Source organism: Pseudoalteromonas sp. K222D, assembly GCF_017653575.1.
GTDB lineage: Bacteria > Pseudomonadota > Gammaproteobacteria > Enterobacterales > Alteromonadaceae > Pseudoalteromonas > Pseudoalteromonas nigrifaciens.
The window spans coordinates 25,580-40,888 of record NZ_JAGGDL010000002.1 but is presented as its reverse complement, the minus strand read 5'-3'; the positions used below and the strand labels follow the sequence as shown (position 1 = coordinate 40,888).

Below are 15,309 nucleotides of genomic sequence, written 5' to 3'. Positions count from 1 at the left end.
CTGCAATGCACTCTTAACTAATAATTAATTACGCTCAACAACAGTTATAACATTTGTATTTAGGCGATAATTATAGCAAAATTTAACTCTTTGTTTAATTCTAAGCGAACACTTTGCAAATAGCGTGTCCTTGTTGCGACTATATTATTGAGGTCCCCCTGGTTGAGGCAAAAAATGTCGCAACGTGCCCCCATTGCGGGCATAAGGTTTCTGACTCAGATACAGATCACGACAGCCGAGTTGTAGCCCTGAGCTTTAGTGCCTTGCTAATGCTACTCAGCAGCATGTTTTATCCTTTTATTTCGTTTAGCAGCAGTGGTATTACGCAAACTATAACCTTGCCCGATGCCGCGCGTATTTTATTTAATTACGATAGTAACTTGTTGGGGCTGTTTATTGATTTAAGTATTATAGCCTTGCCTATGAGCTTACTTATTATACTAATACCATTACATTTAGGAGCGCTTAGAGCGCTACCTCAAGGTATTGCTCGACGATTATTAAAATTTACCCTAGCGCTTGAACCTTGGATTATGTCGGAGATTTTTCTCATTGGCGTACTTGTCAGTATGGTTAAAATAATGTCTCTCGCCGATATTAGTTTTGGGGTGAGCTTTTGGGCTTATGTGGGCTTTGTTATTTTATATATTAGTGCGTTAACACATTTAAACCGCCCCCGTTTGTGGGCACAAATTGGCCCAGTAGAAAAACTTGAAAATATAAACCTTACTCACCGCGCCATTGATAACGATATAAAAGCTTGCCATGTGTGCCATCAACTATGCACGCAAAGTGTTTGTAATCGTTGCCATAGTAAAACCTATCTTAGAAACCCCAACAGTGTACAAAAAGCTACGGCTTGGTTAATTACCTCTATTATTTGCTATATTCCAGCCAATGTTTTACCCATTATGTATACCACCAGTTTAGGTGATGAAAGCCCTTCAACCTTAATTGCTGGTGTTATTGCACTGTGGCAAAATGGCTCGTACCCTATTGCTATGATTATATTTATTGCCAGTGTTGTAGTCCCACTTGCAAAGGCTTTAGTATTGAGCTTTTTGTGTTTTATGGTTGCCAAACCCGCAAATGATCACACCATAGGGTATACACGTATTTATCAACTTACTGAATTTATTGGGAAATGGTCTATGATTGATGTGTTTGTTGTGGCCATTTTAGTTGCTTTGGTACAATTGGGTAACTTAATGTCGGTAACGCCCGGCTTAGGCGTTGCCTTTTTTACTGTTATGGTACTATGTCAAATGATGGCAGCTCACGCCTTTGACCCACGTTTGCTATGGGATTCACCTAAAAATAATAACGCAGAGAATAATGCATGACCGAAACCGCTAATATTACACAAAAATCAAAAATTTCTGCAATTTGGATTATTCCCGTTATTGCCCTGTTTGTGGGTGTTTGGATGCTTTATCAATACCAAACTAATTTAGGCCCCACTATTTATATAACCATGCCACAAGCGGAGGGGATAGTTGCGGGAAAAACCGAAATTAAAGTACGCAGTGTTAAAATTGGCCAAATAGATCATGTGCGTTTATCCGACTCGCAAGACAGTGTTATTGCCCGCGCTCAAATAGATAAAAACTACGATAACTTACTCACCGAAGATGCCAAAATTTGGGTGGTAAAACCGCGTATAGATGAAACCGGCATTAGTGGCATGAGTACGCTTTTATCAGGTGTATATTTAGAGTTTTCGCCTGGGGAAAGTAAAAAGAAAAAAGAAAAGTTTGAACTACAAGACGAGCCTGCCTTAATTGGTAAAGATGTTAAAGGCGGACGCTTTAAGTTATTAAGCTACAACGCTGAGGTACTTGAAGTAAGTACCGGTATATTTTTCAAAAACTATAAAATTGGGCAAATAGAAACCGCGACATTTGATTGGAAAAACCAAGCCATGAAGTACGGTATTTTTATTAAAGCACCCTACGAAAACCTGATCACCTTAAATTCTATTTTTTGGGTTAACTCAGGTATAGAAATTGACCTTTCTGCTGATGGCATAAACATTAATACCGGATCGCTTAGTAAACTTTTAAAAGGCGGTATATCGGTGGGCTTACCCGATCAACAAGCACCTGGCGATATTGCCCAAAATGAGCATAGCTTTTCGCTTAGTCAAAGCTATAAAGAAGCACTAGAAGAGCGCTTTTACGACTTTGACTACTATCTTATTGAGTTTGAGCAATCAATTCGCGGCCTGCGCGCTGGCGCTCCGGTTGAATACCGAGGAACTCGAATTGGTACAGTAGTAGAAGCCCCTGCCAATGTGATTATTAACGGCAAACCAGCTCACTTTAAAAACCAAAATACGGCTGTACCTGTGCTTATTAAAATAGAATATGGGCGCCTATACCACGATAACGATTTAGCTAAAGAGTATTGGCAAACGAGTTTAAATGGCTGGGTAAACAATGGTATGCGCGCTTCGCTTAAACCGGGTAATTTACTTACCGGTGCTGTGTATGTCGACTTTGACATTTATACAGATGCGCCTGATGCAAAACTAGAAAAACTGGCTCAATATGATGTTTTTCCAAGTATATCTAGCGGTATTACTGTATTAGCCGATCAGGTTTCTGATGTACTTAATAAGGTAAACGAGCTAAAAATCGAAGATAGCTTAGCACAAATGCAAGCCACTTTTAGCGACTACCAAGGGTTGGCCAACGACATGCGCGATTTGCTAAACCAAAAAGACACACAAAATTTACCGGGTGACTTTAATCAAAATTTCAAAAAAATGACCAAGAGTATGGAACAATTTGAAGTCACTATGCGCCAATTTGATAAAACCATGGCCAGCTACCAAGCAGGTTCGCAGTTTAATAATCAGCTACAGCAAACCTTGCAAGAGTTTAAACGTTTAAGTGAGCAGCTACAGCCGCTAACTAAAGGCCTAAATGAGCAGCCTAATATGTTTATATTTGATAAAGCATTACCCGCAGACCCAAAACCAAGGAAGCAATAATGGTTAAATCATCTTTTTTTGTTATTTTACTCGTTTTACTGCATAGCGGTTGTAGTTCATCAATTCAAACTACCATCGCGTATTATCAGTTTGAACAACCTATTGTTGCCTCCTCAAGAGATGTAAGTGCAACTGATGCGCAATTAAGAGTACAAACAGTTGTACTGAGGGGCGCCTTAAATAATCGCGGCATTGCTATGAAAATAGATCACAATCAAATTCATGCTGCAAACTATCACTTATGGGGTGAGTCACCTGATTCGATGCTCACCGTAAGTGCCCAACAAACACTCTTTAATGCCCTACCTAACTGGATGGTAATAAAAGGTTTACCGGTGATCACCGAGCTAGATCAACAAACTTTTTATGAATTAGAATATGAAATTCATCATTTTAATGGCGACCTACAAGGCAACGCAGATATATCTGGGCTATGGCGTTTATATTATACCCATCCCGAAACAGGCCGACGCTTATTAAGTTTGCACAATTTTGCTAATGTAACGCAACTCGACGGTGACGGCTATGATGCGCTGGTAGCAACGCTTGAAAAAACCTGGCAAGAAATCAACCTAGCAGTAGCCAAGCAAATTGAACAAACGCGGTTTAAATAATCATTACTAAAATTATTTAATGATATAAAAATAAAGAAACAACGCTGCGGCTTTCTTTATCTATTATTACTTGCCCTTGTGGCTTAAAGCCAAGCTTAATTAACACATTTTGTGATGCGCTATTATCTATTGAGGTAATGGCGCATAATTTATTAATGCCATATATACTTTTATTTTCAACTAACGCTTTTGCAGCTTCGTAAATATACCCTTGTTTTTCAAACGCTGTTAATAACGCAAACCCTATATCGGGGTGCTGCAACATTGCACGGCTATAAAAACCAACAACCCCCACTAACTGCTGATTTTTTAAAGTGATCACATAAGGGCCAAACCCTTGCGATTGGTGCGCCTCACTAAAAGCTTGCTTAATATAGGTTATAGCATCCTCAAGGGTATAAATTTTTTTATCCCCAATGTATTTTATAAAACTTTTTTGATTTACTAACTTTAATAAATCGCCAGCATCTGCTTCAACAGCATGGCGAATAATTAATCGCTCGGTATTAAATTGCCTTCGCATGTATTGTTATCCTTCTGGTTTGTAGCGTTATATTCAGCCAAATAATAAAAATGAGTCAATTAAAGCATTTATTTGTTGACTGAAGATGTAAAGCAGATTACTTTTGCGCCGATGTTTTTATAGGCATAACAAAAGCGGTTGCACTCCTCGCACCGTCTGGCGCCAAGCCAACGCATATTACTGCTGATTATTAATTTAAAATAACAGTTCCCTAGTGATATCGCGTGCAAAAGCAGTGACTTGGAAAGTGATAATACTACTAACTTATCATCTTCTTTGTTTTTGTTAAGCAGTTTAAATTTTTAAATATGCTTTTAATTTTGTGAATACTTAAATGCTTGAACCTTCTGCGTTAAGCTTACTACCGCCTTTAGTGGTAGTTATTTTGGCTGTAGTACTACGCCGCCCTATTTTATCTTTATTAATTGGTGCCCTTGTTGGGCTCATAATGGCTGATCCCTCGCAGGTATTGGCTAATTTTGCCAGCACCTCACTTAAAGTAATGAGTGACGAAACCATTGGCTGGCTAATATTGGTGTGTGGTGGTTTTGGTGCGTTAATCGCCTTATTAGTCCGTACCGGTGGTGCTTCTGCATTTGGTAAGTTGGCACTTAAATACACTAAGGGCAAACGCTCTTCATTATTTATGACCTTTTGCCTTGGATTAGTTATTTTTATTGATGACTATTTAAATGCGCTTACTGTGGGTGAAACCATGAAACGCATTACCGATAAATTTAAAGTAAGCCGTGAAATGCTAGCCTACGTTGTCGACTCAACTGCGGCACCAATTTGCGTGCTTGTGCCTCTATCTACGTGGGCGGTATTTTTTGGTGGTTTACTCGTAGATAACGGTATTGCTGAAGAAGGCAAAGGCATTGCTGTTTATGTTCAGGCTATTCCGTACATGTTTTACGCATGGTTTGCGGTAATCGTTGTGCTATTAGTGGTACTTGGTGTGATCCCTGCTTTTGGCCCGATGAAAAAAGCAGAACAAATGGCAAAAATTGAGCAAGCACAAGTCGATCCGGCGCAATACAGTGAAGTACAAACAGCTGACGAGTACGCGGTAAAAGCAGTAGAAGAAAACTTTGAAGATGCCGATCCTAAAGGTAAATTACATAACTTTTTATTGCCTATTATTTTATTAGTCGGCTTTACCGTTTACTTTGAAATAGACGTTTATAAAGGTTTATTAGCCACTATGGCTATAATTTTGCCATTTTATGCACTACAAAAATTAATGTCGTTTAGTGAAATGATTGAACGTATGCTCGATGGATTTAAAAGCATGATACCGGCTATAGGCACGGTTATAGCCGCGTTTATATTTAAAGATGTGTGCGATTTAATTGGCTTGCCACAATATGTTATTAATAGTTTAAGCCCATACATGACCGCGGGTTACTTGCCTGCAGTGGTATTTATTGCAATGTCTATTTTAGCATTTGCAACGGGCTCAAGTTGGGGAATATTTGCTGTGTCTATTCCTATTGTTATGCCACTGGCAACGGCGGTAGATGCTAATATTCCATTAGTCATTGGCGCGTTATTATCGGCATCATCGTTTGGCAGCCAAGCATGTTTTTATTCAGACTCAACGGTATTAGCAGCCCAAGGCGCTGGCTGTAACTTAATGAGCCACGCGGTTACGCAATTGCCTTATACGCTAATTGCTGCAGCACTTGCAGTGATAGGCTTTTTACTAATAGCTTAAGCTTTAGTGATGGCTTAAATTAACTGAAATAAATAAAAACCCCAATGTAGCAATACATTGGGGTTTATTTTAGCTGTATAAATACAGCTTATTTTTGTAATTTAATACCATTAAAAAAAGCATCAAGCGTGGTTACTTTTGTTTGCTTTGGTAAATCGGCAAACTCGCTTTCTATAAACTTAGTCCCGCGTAATTGCACATTTAAACGTGCCGCATTAGGGTTAAGCATTGTTTGTTGGTAATAGTCTTTAATATCGCTAAGCGTTACTTTTTCAACTTCATTTATTAGCTGCTGCTTTGAATCAAAATTAAAGTTTTCACGATACCAATCATTTAATAGTGGGCTCATTTCGTCACTTAAGTTTTTAGGTTGCTCTTTAAGCGACACTAAGGTGGCATTTTTAAGCTGTGCAAACGTCTCCTCGTTCATGTTGTCGAGTTCAACTGCATACTCTTTCTTAAACAGATCAAAACGCGCTTGTATTTCTTTTGGCCCTTTTACTGGTGTTTGAATAAACAAACCAATCGCTGAGTAATCCTCTATGGGGCGAGCTAACGCACCAACAGCATAAGCAAGTTGCTCCTCAGTACGCATTTTATCAAATGCAATGGTTCTAAAGTGCCCTTGTAGCACAGCTGCTTGTGCTTTTTGTTTGTAACCCGGTGTTGGATGAACTGTCATATCAACCACGGCCACATCGGCTACATCTATATCTTTTTGTAGCACTATGGTTTCACCCGGTTGTGGTAACCATGCTTTACTGCGCGCAAACTCAGTGTGTTTATAGTTACTTGGCAAAATAGCACTCAGCTCGGATGCTATTGCTGCTATGTCTTGCTGGTTATAGTTACCATAACTAAATACGCGTAAATCGTTATTAGCAAAGGTGTTTTGTTTTAAAGCATTAAAATCAGCTAAAGTTAAAGTGTTGGCTGTGCTAATTAAAGTATCAGTATCAAAGCTACCGGTACGGCTTAATTTTGTATATTCAGCAAATGCTTGCGCGTAAGGAAATTGTTTTTGCTGGTTAAGTAAATTACGTTTAAAACGATCTACAGCTTGGTTAAATGCTTGCCCACTAATATCACTGTTTAACCCACTTAATGCTTGTTTAAGCAGTACATTTTGCTTATCTGTAAAGCCACTCATAGACAAAACTAAACCATTACTGGGTGCAAGGTTTACGCTCATACCTGCAATAGCAGCCTCAGTGCTTAGTTGGCTTTGCTGTATGTTGTACAGATCGGCCCAAACAGAGTATAAAACCTCCGCTTTTACATCGTTTAGCCCCGGCTGAGTATTTATATAAACTTCAACAAGTCCCTTTGGTTGCTCGGCAAATTTTTGACTTGCCTGACGCCATATTTTCACGCCATTTTTATCATAAGCAAGCTCTGGGGATTTTTGCTGTTTAAATGCTTGGGTTTTAATAGCAAAATTTTCTGGCAGTAAGTTATTTACGCTAGGGAGCGCTAAATTAAACTGGCTTTTTTTGTTCCAGCTTGCAACTTCCTGCTCGCTTATGTCACTAATGCGGTATTTACCGTCGTAAAAGTGTAGCTGTGAGTCGGTTTCTTCTTGCTGCGATACATACCAAATGCGTAAAGTGTCGGCATTTAATTGTTTAAGCACTTTATTTACTGAGTCTGCATCAAACTTAGCGTAATAATAAGGCGCATTAATGGCATGATTTAATGGATAATCTTGCATGCTTTGAGTCAATGTACTTACGTAGTTAAACTCATCGCCTTTTTCTAAAAACTTAAATTGATTATTTAACGAGGTACGAATTTCGTTAAAGTATTTACTATCAACGCCCTCTTTTTTAATCAATTCAATGTACTGCATTATAGTCGCCACTATCGTTTCACGATTTTGCATACCTGTATCGGTAAGCTCTAGGTTAACGTTTAACGACCCGTAGTTGCCATAGTGGGTTGGCACTGCCGATGCTGACAATTGCGATACCCACCCTTTATCACGTAATATTTGCGCTGGACTACCTGGCATTTCATTACTTAATAAGTAGGCCACAAAGCGATTAGGTTTAAGTGCAAACTCGTTATTGTTATTGCTAATGGTAAAATCAAGTTGTAGCTGTTTTACATCTTCATTAGGGGCATAAAACACGCGCTTACCACCGGCGTTATCAAAGTTAAGCTTGGCGGTTACTGTTGGTTTTTCAATGTTTTTATTTTTAATATCAGCAAAGTATTTTTGTGCTTTTTGCTCCATTACCGCAATTGACAAATTAGAGATAAGCGCTACTTTCATAATATTCGAAGAGTAGTATTTATTATAAAAATCAACTGTTTCTTTGTGTAATGAGCTGCCTTCTTTGTCACCTAAGGTTTCTAGGTTGCCAATTAAAAAACGGTTAGCTGGGTGGTCACCCATCATTTTACGCGCTAGTTTAAACTGCCCAAAAAAGTCCATTTCGCGGCGCATTGACCACTCTGCATTTACTGCATTTTTTTCTTTGTCTGTGTATTCAGGGTATAACTTAGGGGCTTTAAAAAAGTCAGCAAAACAGTCTAACCCTTCATCAAACGCATCGTTGTTAATTTTAAACATATAGTTGGTAATATCGAGCCAAGTATAGGCGTTGTGTGCGCCACCATTTTTGGTCATAAAGTCAGAGTAACCTTTAGTATCTGGGTAGCGCTCTGTGCCTAAAAACAGCATATGCTCTAAATAATGGGCCATGCCTTGTTGGCTCATTGGGTCATGTAATAAACCCACTCCAACACTTAATGCCGCGGCTGATTTTTCAGCACTGGGGTCTGATACTAAAATAACTTCAATGTCGTTAGCTAATTTAAGCGTTTTATATTCGCGATTATCATTAGGACTTACAACCAGCGAGTCTGATAATAAAACAGTTTGAGGTGCTTGAGATACAGATGATGTATTTGAACAACCGCTTAGTACAGCAAGTGCAATGGCACTAAAGCCAATAATTTTTTTCATTTTATTTCCATTAAAAGTATGTCGCAACTGCGATCTACGCTTATTTAAAAAGCTATTTACAGCCTAAATTAACATTTTAGATTAATGTTTTGCCACAATTTATCCGTTAATTGTGTAACACATTGTGAAAAACACCTGCATACTGCAACTCATTCAAATAATAATAAGGAAAAACCATGGAAAAGTTGATCATTTTAGCTATGTTCGCCCAAGTTTTACTCTCACTCATTGTAATGATTATTATGGGTAAAAGACGGTTTGCCGCAGCTAAAAATAAACACATCAATTTAACCGACTTTGCCACTATGCGTTTAGATAGTGCAGGTGACAATGTGCGTGTTGCTGATAGAAACTTTACCAATCAATTTGAAATACCCGTGTTGTTTTATGCTGGGTGCTTACTTGCAATGCAACTCAATAGTGCAAGCATTCTGGTGGCTGTTTTAGCTTGGCTGTTTGTGATTTCGCGTATTTTACATAGCGTTGTTCACTTAGGCAGTAATAAAATAAGAATACGCTTTAATCTATTCTTAATAGGCTGTGGCAGTGTATTTGCGTTATGGCTGGTAATAATTTGGCGGGTATTACTGTTTTAACTCTTACATTAAACAACTAAAAACCCCGCTATTTAACACCCATAGCGGGGTTTCTTTATTTTGAGTATTTGTTATTTAGCGCGTTTTAAACGTGGTAACACTAATAATAAAGCCCCTAGTAACCAAGCCATACTACCGCTTGAATCTTCTTTTTGCGAAGGTGGCACTACTTGGCTAATTAATGTGTTTTTAGCCGGTGTAAGGTTCTGCGCTGAATTAGGATCGTCATCTATAACTAATACGCTTTGAATAGTCACTAAATTAGCATTACTAATGGTTACATCACTTTTTAAGCACTGCTCTGTAGTGATACCAACTACCGGTATTTCACCACAATGTACTAAAGCAGCTATTTTATCTAAAGTCGCTTGGCTATCATCCGTAATCTGTCCAAACACAGTAAAACCACTGTTTTGCACATCCAAGTTGGCACTATTATCTTTTAAGTTAAAAAACCACTGGCTAGTTGCACTGTTTGGGTTTCCACCTAGTTTAGCCATGGCAATCGTGCCTTTAACATTAGAGTAAATAGGTTCGTTAATGACTGCTGGCTTGGTTGTAATTCGATCAAAATCATCTGAGTAGGTAAAACCGCCACCTTGGATTATGAAATCTTTGACTGAGCGATGAATCACTGTTTGGTTATACGCTGCATCATCTAAATAACTCATAAAGTTTTCTACAGTTTTTGGTGTTTTTTGATCAAATAAATTAATTTTAATAACACCTTGGCTGGTACTTACTTCTACAATGGTTGCTGAACTGGCAAAGCTTACTGCGCTAAGTAACGAGGCTAATAAAAGCTTTTTCATCGTTTTTCCCTATTATTATTTTATTTAAGTGTAAAGTTTAGTGATACTTAGAGTAATGCGAGTAAGACTAAAAATCGACTGCAAAATAGCCCCTGATACAATTCAAACCAAGTCGGTTACAACTTAATTACATTTCATCACCTTCCTACTGAACTTATCCTTGTAAAAACGCTGTTTAATGAAAATGCACTTATAAATTGTTTTATTTTTGTTATGATTCCTCTGCAAATTCGTAAATGGAGAATTGTAATGTCAGAAAAAAACAACCAAATTTGTGATTTTGGTTTACATAAGGGAGAGCCCTACACACGCTTACCTGCTAGTTTTTTAATCTGGATGGTAGGTATTAATCATCAAAAAGCCAGATATGCCAGCGAAGAGCTAAAACGCAGAGAGTTAGCTGCTACTAAAAAATTAAAGTGTGATTAAAGAATGTAAAAGTGTGTTTTTGTAGCAAACTAGTTAAACTATGCGCCAATAAACGTAAGTGCTTTTAATCAATAGGTGTTTTATGCGCATAATTTTTTTGTTTGTCATTGCTTTTAGTGTACTTGGGTGTAGTACTACACTCACTAGCCCCACCCCACAATATTTAACCGTACTGCATACTAACGATAATCATGGTCGCTTTTGGCACAATGAAAAAGGTGAGTATGGCATGGCTGCCCGTAAAACCCTGATTGACTCGCTACGCAATAAAGCAATCGCGCAGGGACATGCAGTACTGCTGCTTTCTGGTGGCGATATAAATACCGGCATTCCAGAGTCAGATTTACAATACGCTGAGCCTGACTTTAAAGGCATGTCGTTAATTGGTTATGATGCGATGGCCCTTGGAAATCATGAATTTGATAACCCGATGAGCGTGCTTAAAAAGCAACAGCAATGGGCTAACTTTCCTTTTTTATCGGCAAATATATTTGAAAAATCGACCGGTAAAAATGTATTTGATAGCTATAAAGTATTTAATAAAAATGGGCTGAGTATTGCTGTTATAGGCTTAACCACCACTGATACAGCCAAAATAGGTAATCCCGAATATATTCGCCAATTAGAGTTTAAAGATCCAATCGAAATCACGGCACAATTAGCACAAAAAATTAAAGCACAATATAACCCCGACATTACTATTGCGCTCACTCATATGGGGCATTATGTGGATGCCAGCCACGCAATTAATGCGCCTGGAGATGTAACACTTGCGCGCTCACTGCCAACTAACACCTTAGATATGATCATCGGTGGTCACTCTCAAGAGCCTGTATGTATGGCGGCTAAAAACGTAAATGACGATAACTTTAAACCCGGCCTAGCCTGCACGCCCGATCAACAAAATGGCACTTGGATAATGCAAGCCCACGAATGGGGTAAATATGTTGGTAAAGCCGAATTTAAACTTGAAAATGGCCAGCTAACCCTCTTAAATTATAAACTGCTACCCGTTAATTTATATGTTGATAAACAACACGCGGATGGCACAACGTCTAGTGTATTAGCTAACGAGTACATTACGCCTAATCCACAGTTAAACGCATTTTTAGCCGAGTATCAGGAAAAAGGCGCTAAACAAATTGAAGGTAAAATTGGTTATGTAAATGCCAGACTTGAGGGCGATCGCAATAAAGTACGCTACCAACAAACAAATTTAGCTCGCGTTATTATTCAAGCGCAAATGAACAGTACCGATGCTGACTTTGGCATTATGAGTGGCGGCGGTGTACGCGACAGTATTGCTGCAGGCGAAGTAAGTTATAAAGATATTTTAAAAGCTCAACCGTTTCAAAATCGAGTGGCTTATATCGATATTGCAGGAGAAGATTTATGGCAATATTTAGAAGTTGTAACGCGTTTCCCGCCTGATTCAGGCGCTTACATGCAGTACCACAAATTATCGTTTGAGCATAAAAACAACACCTTAGTAAAGGTATTAATAAATGGGCAAGCATTAGATAAAAGTAAAACTTACCGTATGAGCATTAATAACTTTAACGCCTCAGGTGGTGATGGCTACCCTGCACTAACCACAGCAAAAGGTTTTGTAGTTACTGATGAAACAGACTCTAACGCATTAAAGCGTTTTTTTGCAGAGCACAGCCCAATAGATGCGGCCCAGTTTGCCCCTAAATAATCTATATTTTGGAGATAGTAGGAGCTAGTATATTACTTGCCTACTATTTCTAAATCGCCTTTAGCAATATTAACTAACCCGTAACTGTGTAGCCGCGAACGAGAACCCTCTCCAAATGCCTTAGGCGGATAAAAAATTTCTTTTTGTTGCGGGTATTCACTCAACACTTCATCTAACGCCGCGCGTATTTCGCTCAATGTTTTTTCAAGGCTATTATTAAAGTTAGGGCGCTTGCGGATCGTGTGTCCCAGCTCTACTAATCGATAAAAATATTTATTAGCTAATTCAATTAGCTCATCAGGCACATCTTTATTATGGCTGAGCACAACATCGCTATTACTGTTACAAAATTCAATAAGCGCTAAATAAAAACTAAGTGGTTTATTTGCTAAACATACTTGGTATTGCGGATTAATATTAACTGACACCGTTTTAGTATTTAGATTAATAACTAACACGGGTGATTTACTTTCCTCAACAGGTTCAGGCTGCAGCGTAGCTAACTGCTTACTTTTTTGCTCTATTGTAATAACCGTTTTCAGCCAGTGGCTAACAAAAGCACTTAACATAAAAATAGCGACATAATAATAAATATAACGCCACGGCCATGGCTGTGGTTTTATATCAAAAACTAAAAAAACAGGGCCAATACTGGTCGTTAAACGCGTAAAAAACTGCGCTCCGGTTAATGTGGTTGATAGCTTTTTATCAGCGACAATATTTAACAATAATAAATTAGTGCCGATTAGTTGCGAATTTAACTGCTCTAAATAACTATTTATATTATCTATATTACTGGAGTACTTAAGCAGTTCATTAGATAGCTCGAGTAAAGGTAAATCCAACGCTACCTGTTTTTCTATCGTGGCTATATTAAGCTTTTGCACTTGCTGTTGTTTATAGCTTACAGAGTAATAAAATACGCTACAAAGTAATAAAAAAATGAATAGCGTAATAAATGAAAATAACTGCTTACTCATATTTCATCTCGCTTAAAAGTTACAACGTCATTATCACACTGCCAAAATGACTGCGCACCTTTATAGTAATGAAGAGATTGCTCTTGCGACATGGCTAATAAATGCGCCTGTACCGAGCATAATAGATCGGTATTATTATGTGGCATTTTTAAATACCAACGCGTGCCTGCAATATTATTTTTTAGCGGGGTAATATAGTTTTTTGAAAAGCGTTTTGCATCACTTTCTTGCCAAAACGAAGCTATAATATCTACTTTTCCGTTAGCCAATAAATCACGTAAGGCATCGTGAGAGCTAGCATAAACAATATTTAAGTTTTCGAGGTTAATATCCAACTCTTTAAATATTTGCTTGGGCAATATATGCCCTGAGCGGCTCGTAGGGTAATCTAACAACCCAATGCGCTTACCCAAAAAGTATTCCTTTGCTATTTTAGGTTTTTCTTTAGCCGAAATAAAAAATGCAGTGTAATCAGAAAACCCAACTACAGGTTGGTAGTTATAGGTAGTCTCTGCTTTAAATGCTTCCATAATATTGTTTTTAGTTAAAATAAGATCTGCAATGCCTTTTCCTACAAATTCAAAGCTCTCAGTCGTGTTATAGCGCCAGTAACTTACAACCGAACCGTACTGCTTAGCTACCACATCATCGGTGCACAAACTATGTGCTAATGTACCTGCTATTTTTTTTGATGGTGCAAAAATGATTAACTGGTTTTCATTTTTAATTGCAGATGTTTGGCATTCAATTGATGTTTCTATTAATTTTACAAAGCGTAATTCACTGCTATCAACACTTAGTTGACCACACACCCACACCAAAACAATTAACAAATATAAAAATACAATTAACAGTATTTTATTGTAAATGACGCATTTAATGTTCAAACAAAACATCCTAATATTATTATTAGCCCATTTGAACAATTTTAATTACTTATTGCAATAAGTAATTTTACCTATTAACTATAAGCATCTGATTTAATTAATTTACCTACAAGTTAATATGAATATTCTTAACGCCTTCCTATCCTCAAAATAAACAAGGACAATTGACCGGATTAGTGATTTTGACCCTATAATAATTTGAAGGAAACCAAATGCGTAACAACTTAATGTCCTCAGTTAAAGCAACGCTGGTCGTCAGCGCTGTACTTGTTTGTACTAATGCTCATGCATGGGGTCAAAATGGACACAGGATCATAGCTAAAATTGCAGAGTCTCACTTAAGTGAGACAACAAAAACAAAACTTTTGCCGTTATTAAATAATGAATCTTTAGCACAAGTGTCTACTTGGCCAGATGAAATGCGCTCTGCTCCAGGTGAGTTTTGGCAAAGAAAATCATCACGCTGGCATTATATTAATACATCTGCAAACAAACCTATTTCACTCAATCATTCTCATACAAAAAATAAAGAATCTGTTACCAACATTCTTGAAGGTATTCATTACTCAATTAAAGTACTTCAAGACGAGCAAAGTTCATTAGATGCTAAGCAGTTTAGCTTACGCTTTTTAGTACACCTGGTAGGCGACAGCCATCAGCCTTTTCATGCTGGCCGTGCAGATGACCGTGGTGGTAACAATATTAAAGTGAAGCACTTTGGTCAAGAAACCAACCTACACAGTTTGTGGGACAGTAAGTTAATTGAAGGCGAAAACCTCTCATATACTGAATTTGCTGACTTTATCAATACTAATAATCAAACTTTAATTAGTGAGTACCTAACCAGTACCCCTACTAGTTGGCTAGTAGAATCAAACAACTTAGCAGAATCAATCTATAATAAAAATGAAACAGATATTAGCTATAGTTACATTTTTAACCATATGCCAATAATTAAAATTCGGCTGCAACAAAGCGGAATAAGACTCGCCGGTTTATTAAATAGTTTATTTGATGAATCAGCAACACCGTTAGTCAGTGCACTTAAGATGCAAACTAGCGAAAAAACAACTAACTAAGTAACTT

At 37.8% G+C, this 15,309-nt stretch carries 13 protein-coding genes; 8 read left to right on the top strand and 5 right to left on the bottom strand.

The features are described 5' to 3' along the window. Positions 1-113: 113 nt before the first annotated feature. Genes J5X91_RS01665 through J5X91_RS01655 form a run of 3 tightly spaced genes read left to right on the top strand, consistent with a single transcriptional unit; the run spans position 114 to position 3,609 of the window. Positions 114-1,343 carry a paraquat-inducible protein A gene (locus J5X91_RS01665; protein ID WP_197182297.1) on the top strand — a complete coding sequence of 410 codons (1,230 nt, stop codon included), beginning with the start codon at positions 114-116 and terminating at the stop codon, positions 1,341-1,343. Further along, the gene (gene pqiB, locus J5X91_RS01660) at positions 1,340-2,995 is read left to right on the top strand and encodes an intermembrane transport protein PqiB (protein ID WP_179807142.1); all 1,656 of its coding nucleotides are present in this window, start codon (positions 1,340-1,342) and stop codon (positions 2,993-2,995) included. The genes J5X91_RS01665 and pqiB overlap by 4 nt, the downstream gene beginning before the upstream one ends. Continuing rightward, positions 2,995-3,609, top strand: a complete 615-nt coding sequence (locus J5X91_RS01655) for a PqiC family protein (protein WP_208833935.1) — start codon at positions 2,995-2,997, stop codon at positions 3,607-3,609. The genes pqiB and J5X91_RS01655 overlap by 1 nt, the downstream gene beginning before the upstream one ends. Positions 3,610-3,625: 16 nt before the next feature. Here the strand turns inward: J5X91_RS01655 and J5X91_RS01650 are convergent, their stop codons facing one another. Then, positions 3,626-4,132, bottom strand: a complete 507-nt coding sequence (locus J5X91_RS01650; RefSeq protein ID WP_089369217.1) for a GNAT family N-acetyltransferase — start codon at positions 4,130-4,132, stop codon at positions 3,626-3,628. 334 nt (positions 4,133-4,466) lie between these two features. Here J5X91_RS01650 and J5X91_RS01645 point away from each other — a divergent pair, with 334 nt between their 5' ends. Next, positions 4,467-5,849 (top strand): Na+/H+ antiporter NhaC family protein, encoded by a 1,383-nt coding sequence (locus tag J5X91_RS01645; protein WP_208833934.1) that lies wholly within the window; start codon positions 4,467-4,469, stop codon positions 5,847-5,849. Between the two features lie 88 nt (positions 5,850-5,937). On the opposite strand, the gene J5X91_RS01640 is transcribed toward J5X91_RS01645, so the two are convergent. Continuing rightward, on the bottom strand, positions 5,938-8,820 hold the full coding sequence (locus J5X91_RS01640) for an insulinase family protein (RefSeq protein WP_208833933.1): 2,883 nt from the start codon (positions 8,818-8,820) through the stop codon (positions 5,938-5,940). Between the two features lie 176 nt (positions 8,821-8,996). Between J5X91_RS01640 and J5X91_RS01635 the strand changes: the two genes are divergently transcribed. Then, a complete protein-coding gene (locus tag J5X91_RS01635) occupies positions 8,997-9,416 on the top strand; it encodes an MAPEG family protein (RefSeq protein ID WP_011329977.1) in 420 nt (139 codons plus the stop codon). Between the two features lie 71 nt (positions 9,417-9,487). Here the strand turns inward: J5X91_RS01635 and J5X91_RS01630 are convergent, their stop codons facing one another. Continuing rightward, on the bottom strand, positions 9,488-10,228 hold the full coding sequence (locus J5X91_RS01630) for a peptidylprolyl isomerase (RefSeq protein ID WP_011329976.1): 741 nt from the start codon (positions 10,226-10,228) through the stop codon (positions 9,488-9,490). A gap of 249 nt (positions 10,229-10,477) precedes the next feature. On the opposite strand from J5X91_RS01630, the gene J5X91_RS01625 reads away from it, so the two are divergent. Continuing rightward, positions 10,478-10,657: a hypothetical protein gene (locus J5X91_RS01625; protein WP_041454917.1), complete on the top strand. Its 180-nt coding sequence runs from the start codon at positions 10,478-10,480 to the stop codon at positions 10,655-10,657. A gap of 82 nt (positions 10,658-10,739) precedes the next feature. Beyond that, positions 10,740-12,356 carry a bifunctional UDP-sugar hydrolase/5'-nucleotidase UshA gene (gene ushA / locus J5X91_RS01620; protein WP_011329974.1) on the top strand — a complete coding sequence of 539 codons (1,617 nt, stop codon included), beginning with the start codon at positions 10,740-10,742 and terminating at the stop codon, positions 12,354-12,356. Between the two features lie 32 nt (positions 12,357-12,388). Here ushA and J5X91_RS01615 read toward each other — a convergent pair whose 3' ends face one another. Beyond that, positions 12,389-13,336 carry a hypothetical protein gene (locus J5X91_RS01615; protein WP_208833932.1) on the bottom strand — a complete coding sequence of 316 codons (948 nt, stop codon included), beginning with the start codon at positions 13,334-13,336 and terminating at the stop codon, positions 12,389-12,391. Then, positions 13,333-14,232 carry a PhnD/SsuA/transferrin family substrate-binding protein gene (locus tag J5X91_RS01610; RefSeq protein WP_208833931.1) on the bottom strand — a complete coding sequence of 300 codons (900 nt, stop codon included), beginning with the start codon at positions 14,230-14,232 and terminating at the stop codon, positions 13,333-13,335. Before J5X91_RS01610 ends, J5X91_RS01615 begins: the two co-directional genes overlap by 4 nt. A 203-nt stretch (positions 14,233-14,435) precedes the next feature. Here J5X91_RS01610 and J5X91_RS01605 point away from each other — a divergent pair, with 203 nt between their 5' ends. Beyond that, positions 14,436-15,302 carry a S1/P1 nuclease gene (locus J5X91_RS01605; protein WP_182683655.1) on the top strand — a complete coding sequence of 289 codons (867 nt, stop codon included), beginning with the start codon at positions 14,436-14,438 and terminating at the stop codon, positions 15,300-15,302. Positions 15,303-15,309 lie beyond the last annotated feature (7 nt).

Bases quoted from the DNA above. Each gene is read 5' to 3' on its own strand.
- pqiB (WP_179807142.1), top strand. From the start codon at position 1,340: ATGACCGAAACCGCTAATATTACACAAAAATCAAAAATTTCTGCAATT.
- J5X91_RS01655 (WP_208833935.1), top strand. From the start codon at position 2,995: ATGGTTAAATCATCTTTTTTTGTTATTTTACTCGTTTTACTGCATAGC.
- J5X91_RS01650 (WP_089369217.1), bottom strand. From the start codon at position 4,132: ATGCGAAGGCAATTTAATACCGAGCGATTAATTATTCGCCATGCTGTT.
- J5X91_RS01645 (WP_208833934.1), top strand. From the start codon at position 4,467: ATGCTTGAACCTTCTGCGTTAAGCTTACTACCGCCTTTAGTGGTAGTT.
- J5X91_RS01640 (WP_208833933.1), bottom strand. From the start codon at position 8,820: ATGAAAAAAATTATTGGCTTTAGTGCCATTGCACTTGCTGTACTAAGC.
- J5X91_RS01635 (WP_011329977.1), top strand. From the start codon at position 8,997: ATGGAAAAGTTGATCATTTTAGCTATGTTCGCCCAAGTTTTACTCTCA.
- J5X91_RS01630 (WP_011329976.1), bottom strand. From the start codon at position 10,228: ATGAAAAAGCTTTTATTAGCCTCGTTACTTAGCGCAGTAAGCTTTGCC.
- J5X91_RS01625 (WP_041454917.1), top strand. From the start codon at position 10,478: ATGTCAGAAAAAAACAACCAAATTTGTGATTTTGGTTTACATAAGGGA.
- ushA (WP_011329974.1), top strand. From the start codon at position 10,740: ATGCGCATAATTTTTTTGTTTGTCATTGCTTTTAGTGTACTTGGGTGT.
- J5X91_RS01615 (WP_208833932.1), bottom strand. From the start codon at position 13,336: ATGAGTAAGCAGTTATTTTCATTTATTACGCTATTCATTTTTTTATTA.
- J5X91_RS01610 (WP_208833931.1), bottom strand. From the start codon at position 14,232: ATGTTTTGTTTGAACATTAAATGCGTCATTTACAATAAAATACTGTTA.
- J5X91_RS01605 (WP_182683655.1), top strand. From the start codon at position 14,436: ATGCGTAACAACTTAATGTCCTCAGTTAAAGCAACGCTGGTCGTCAGC.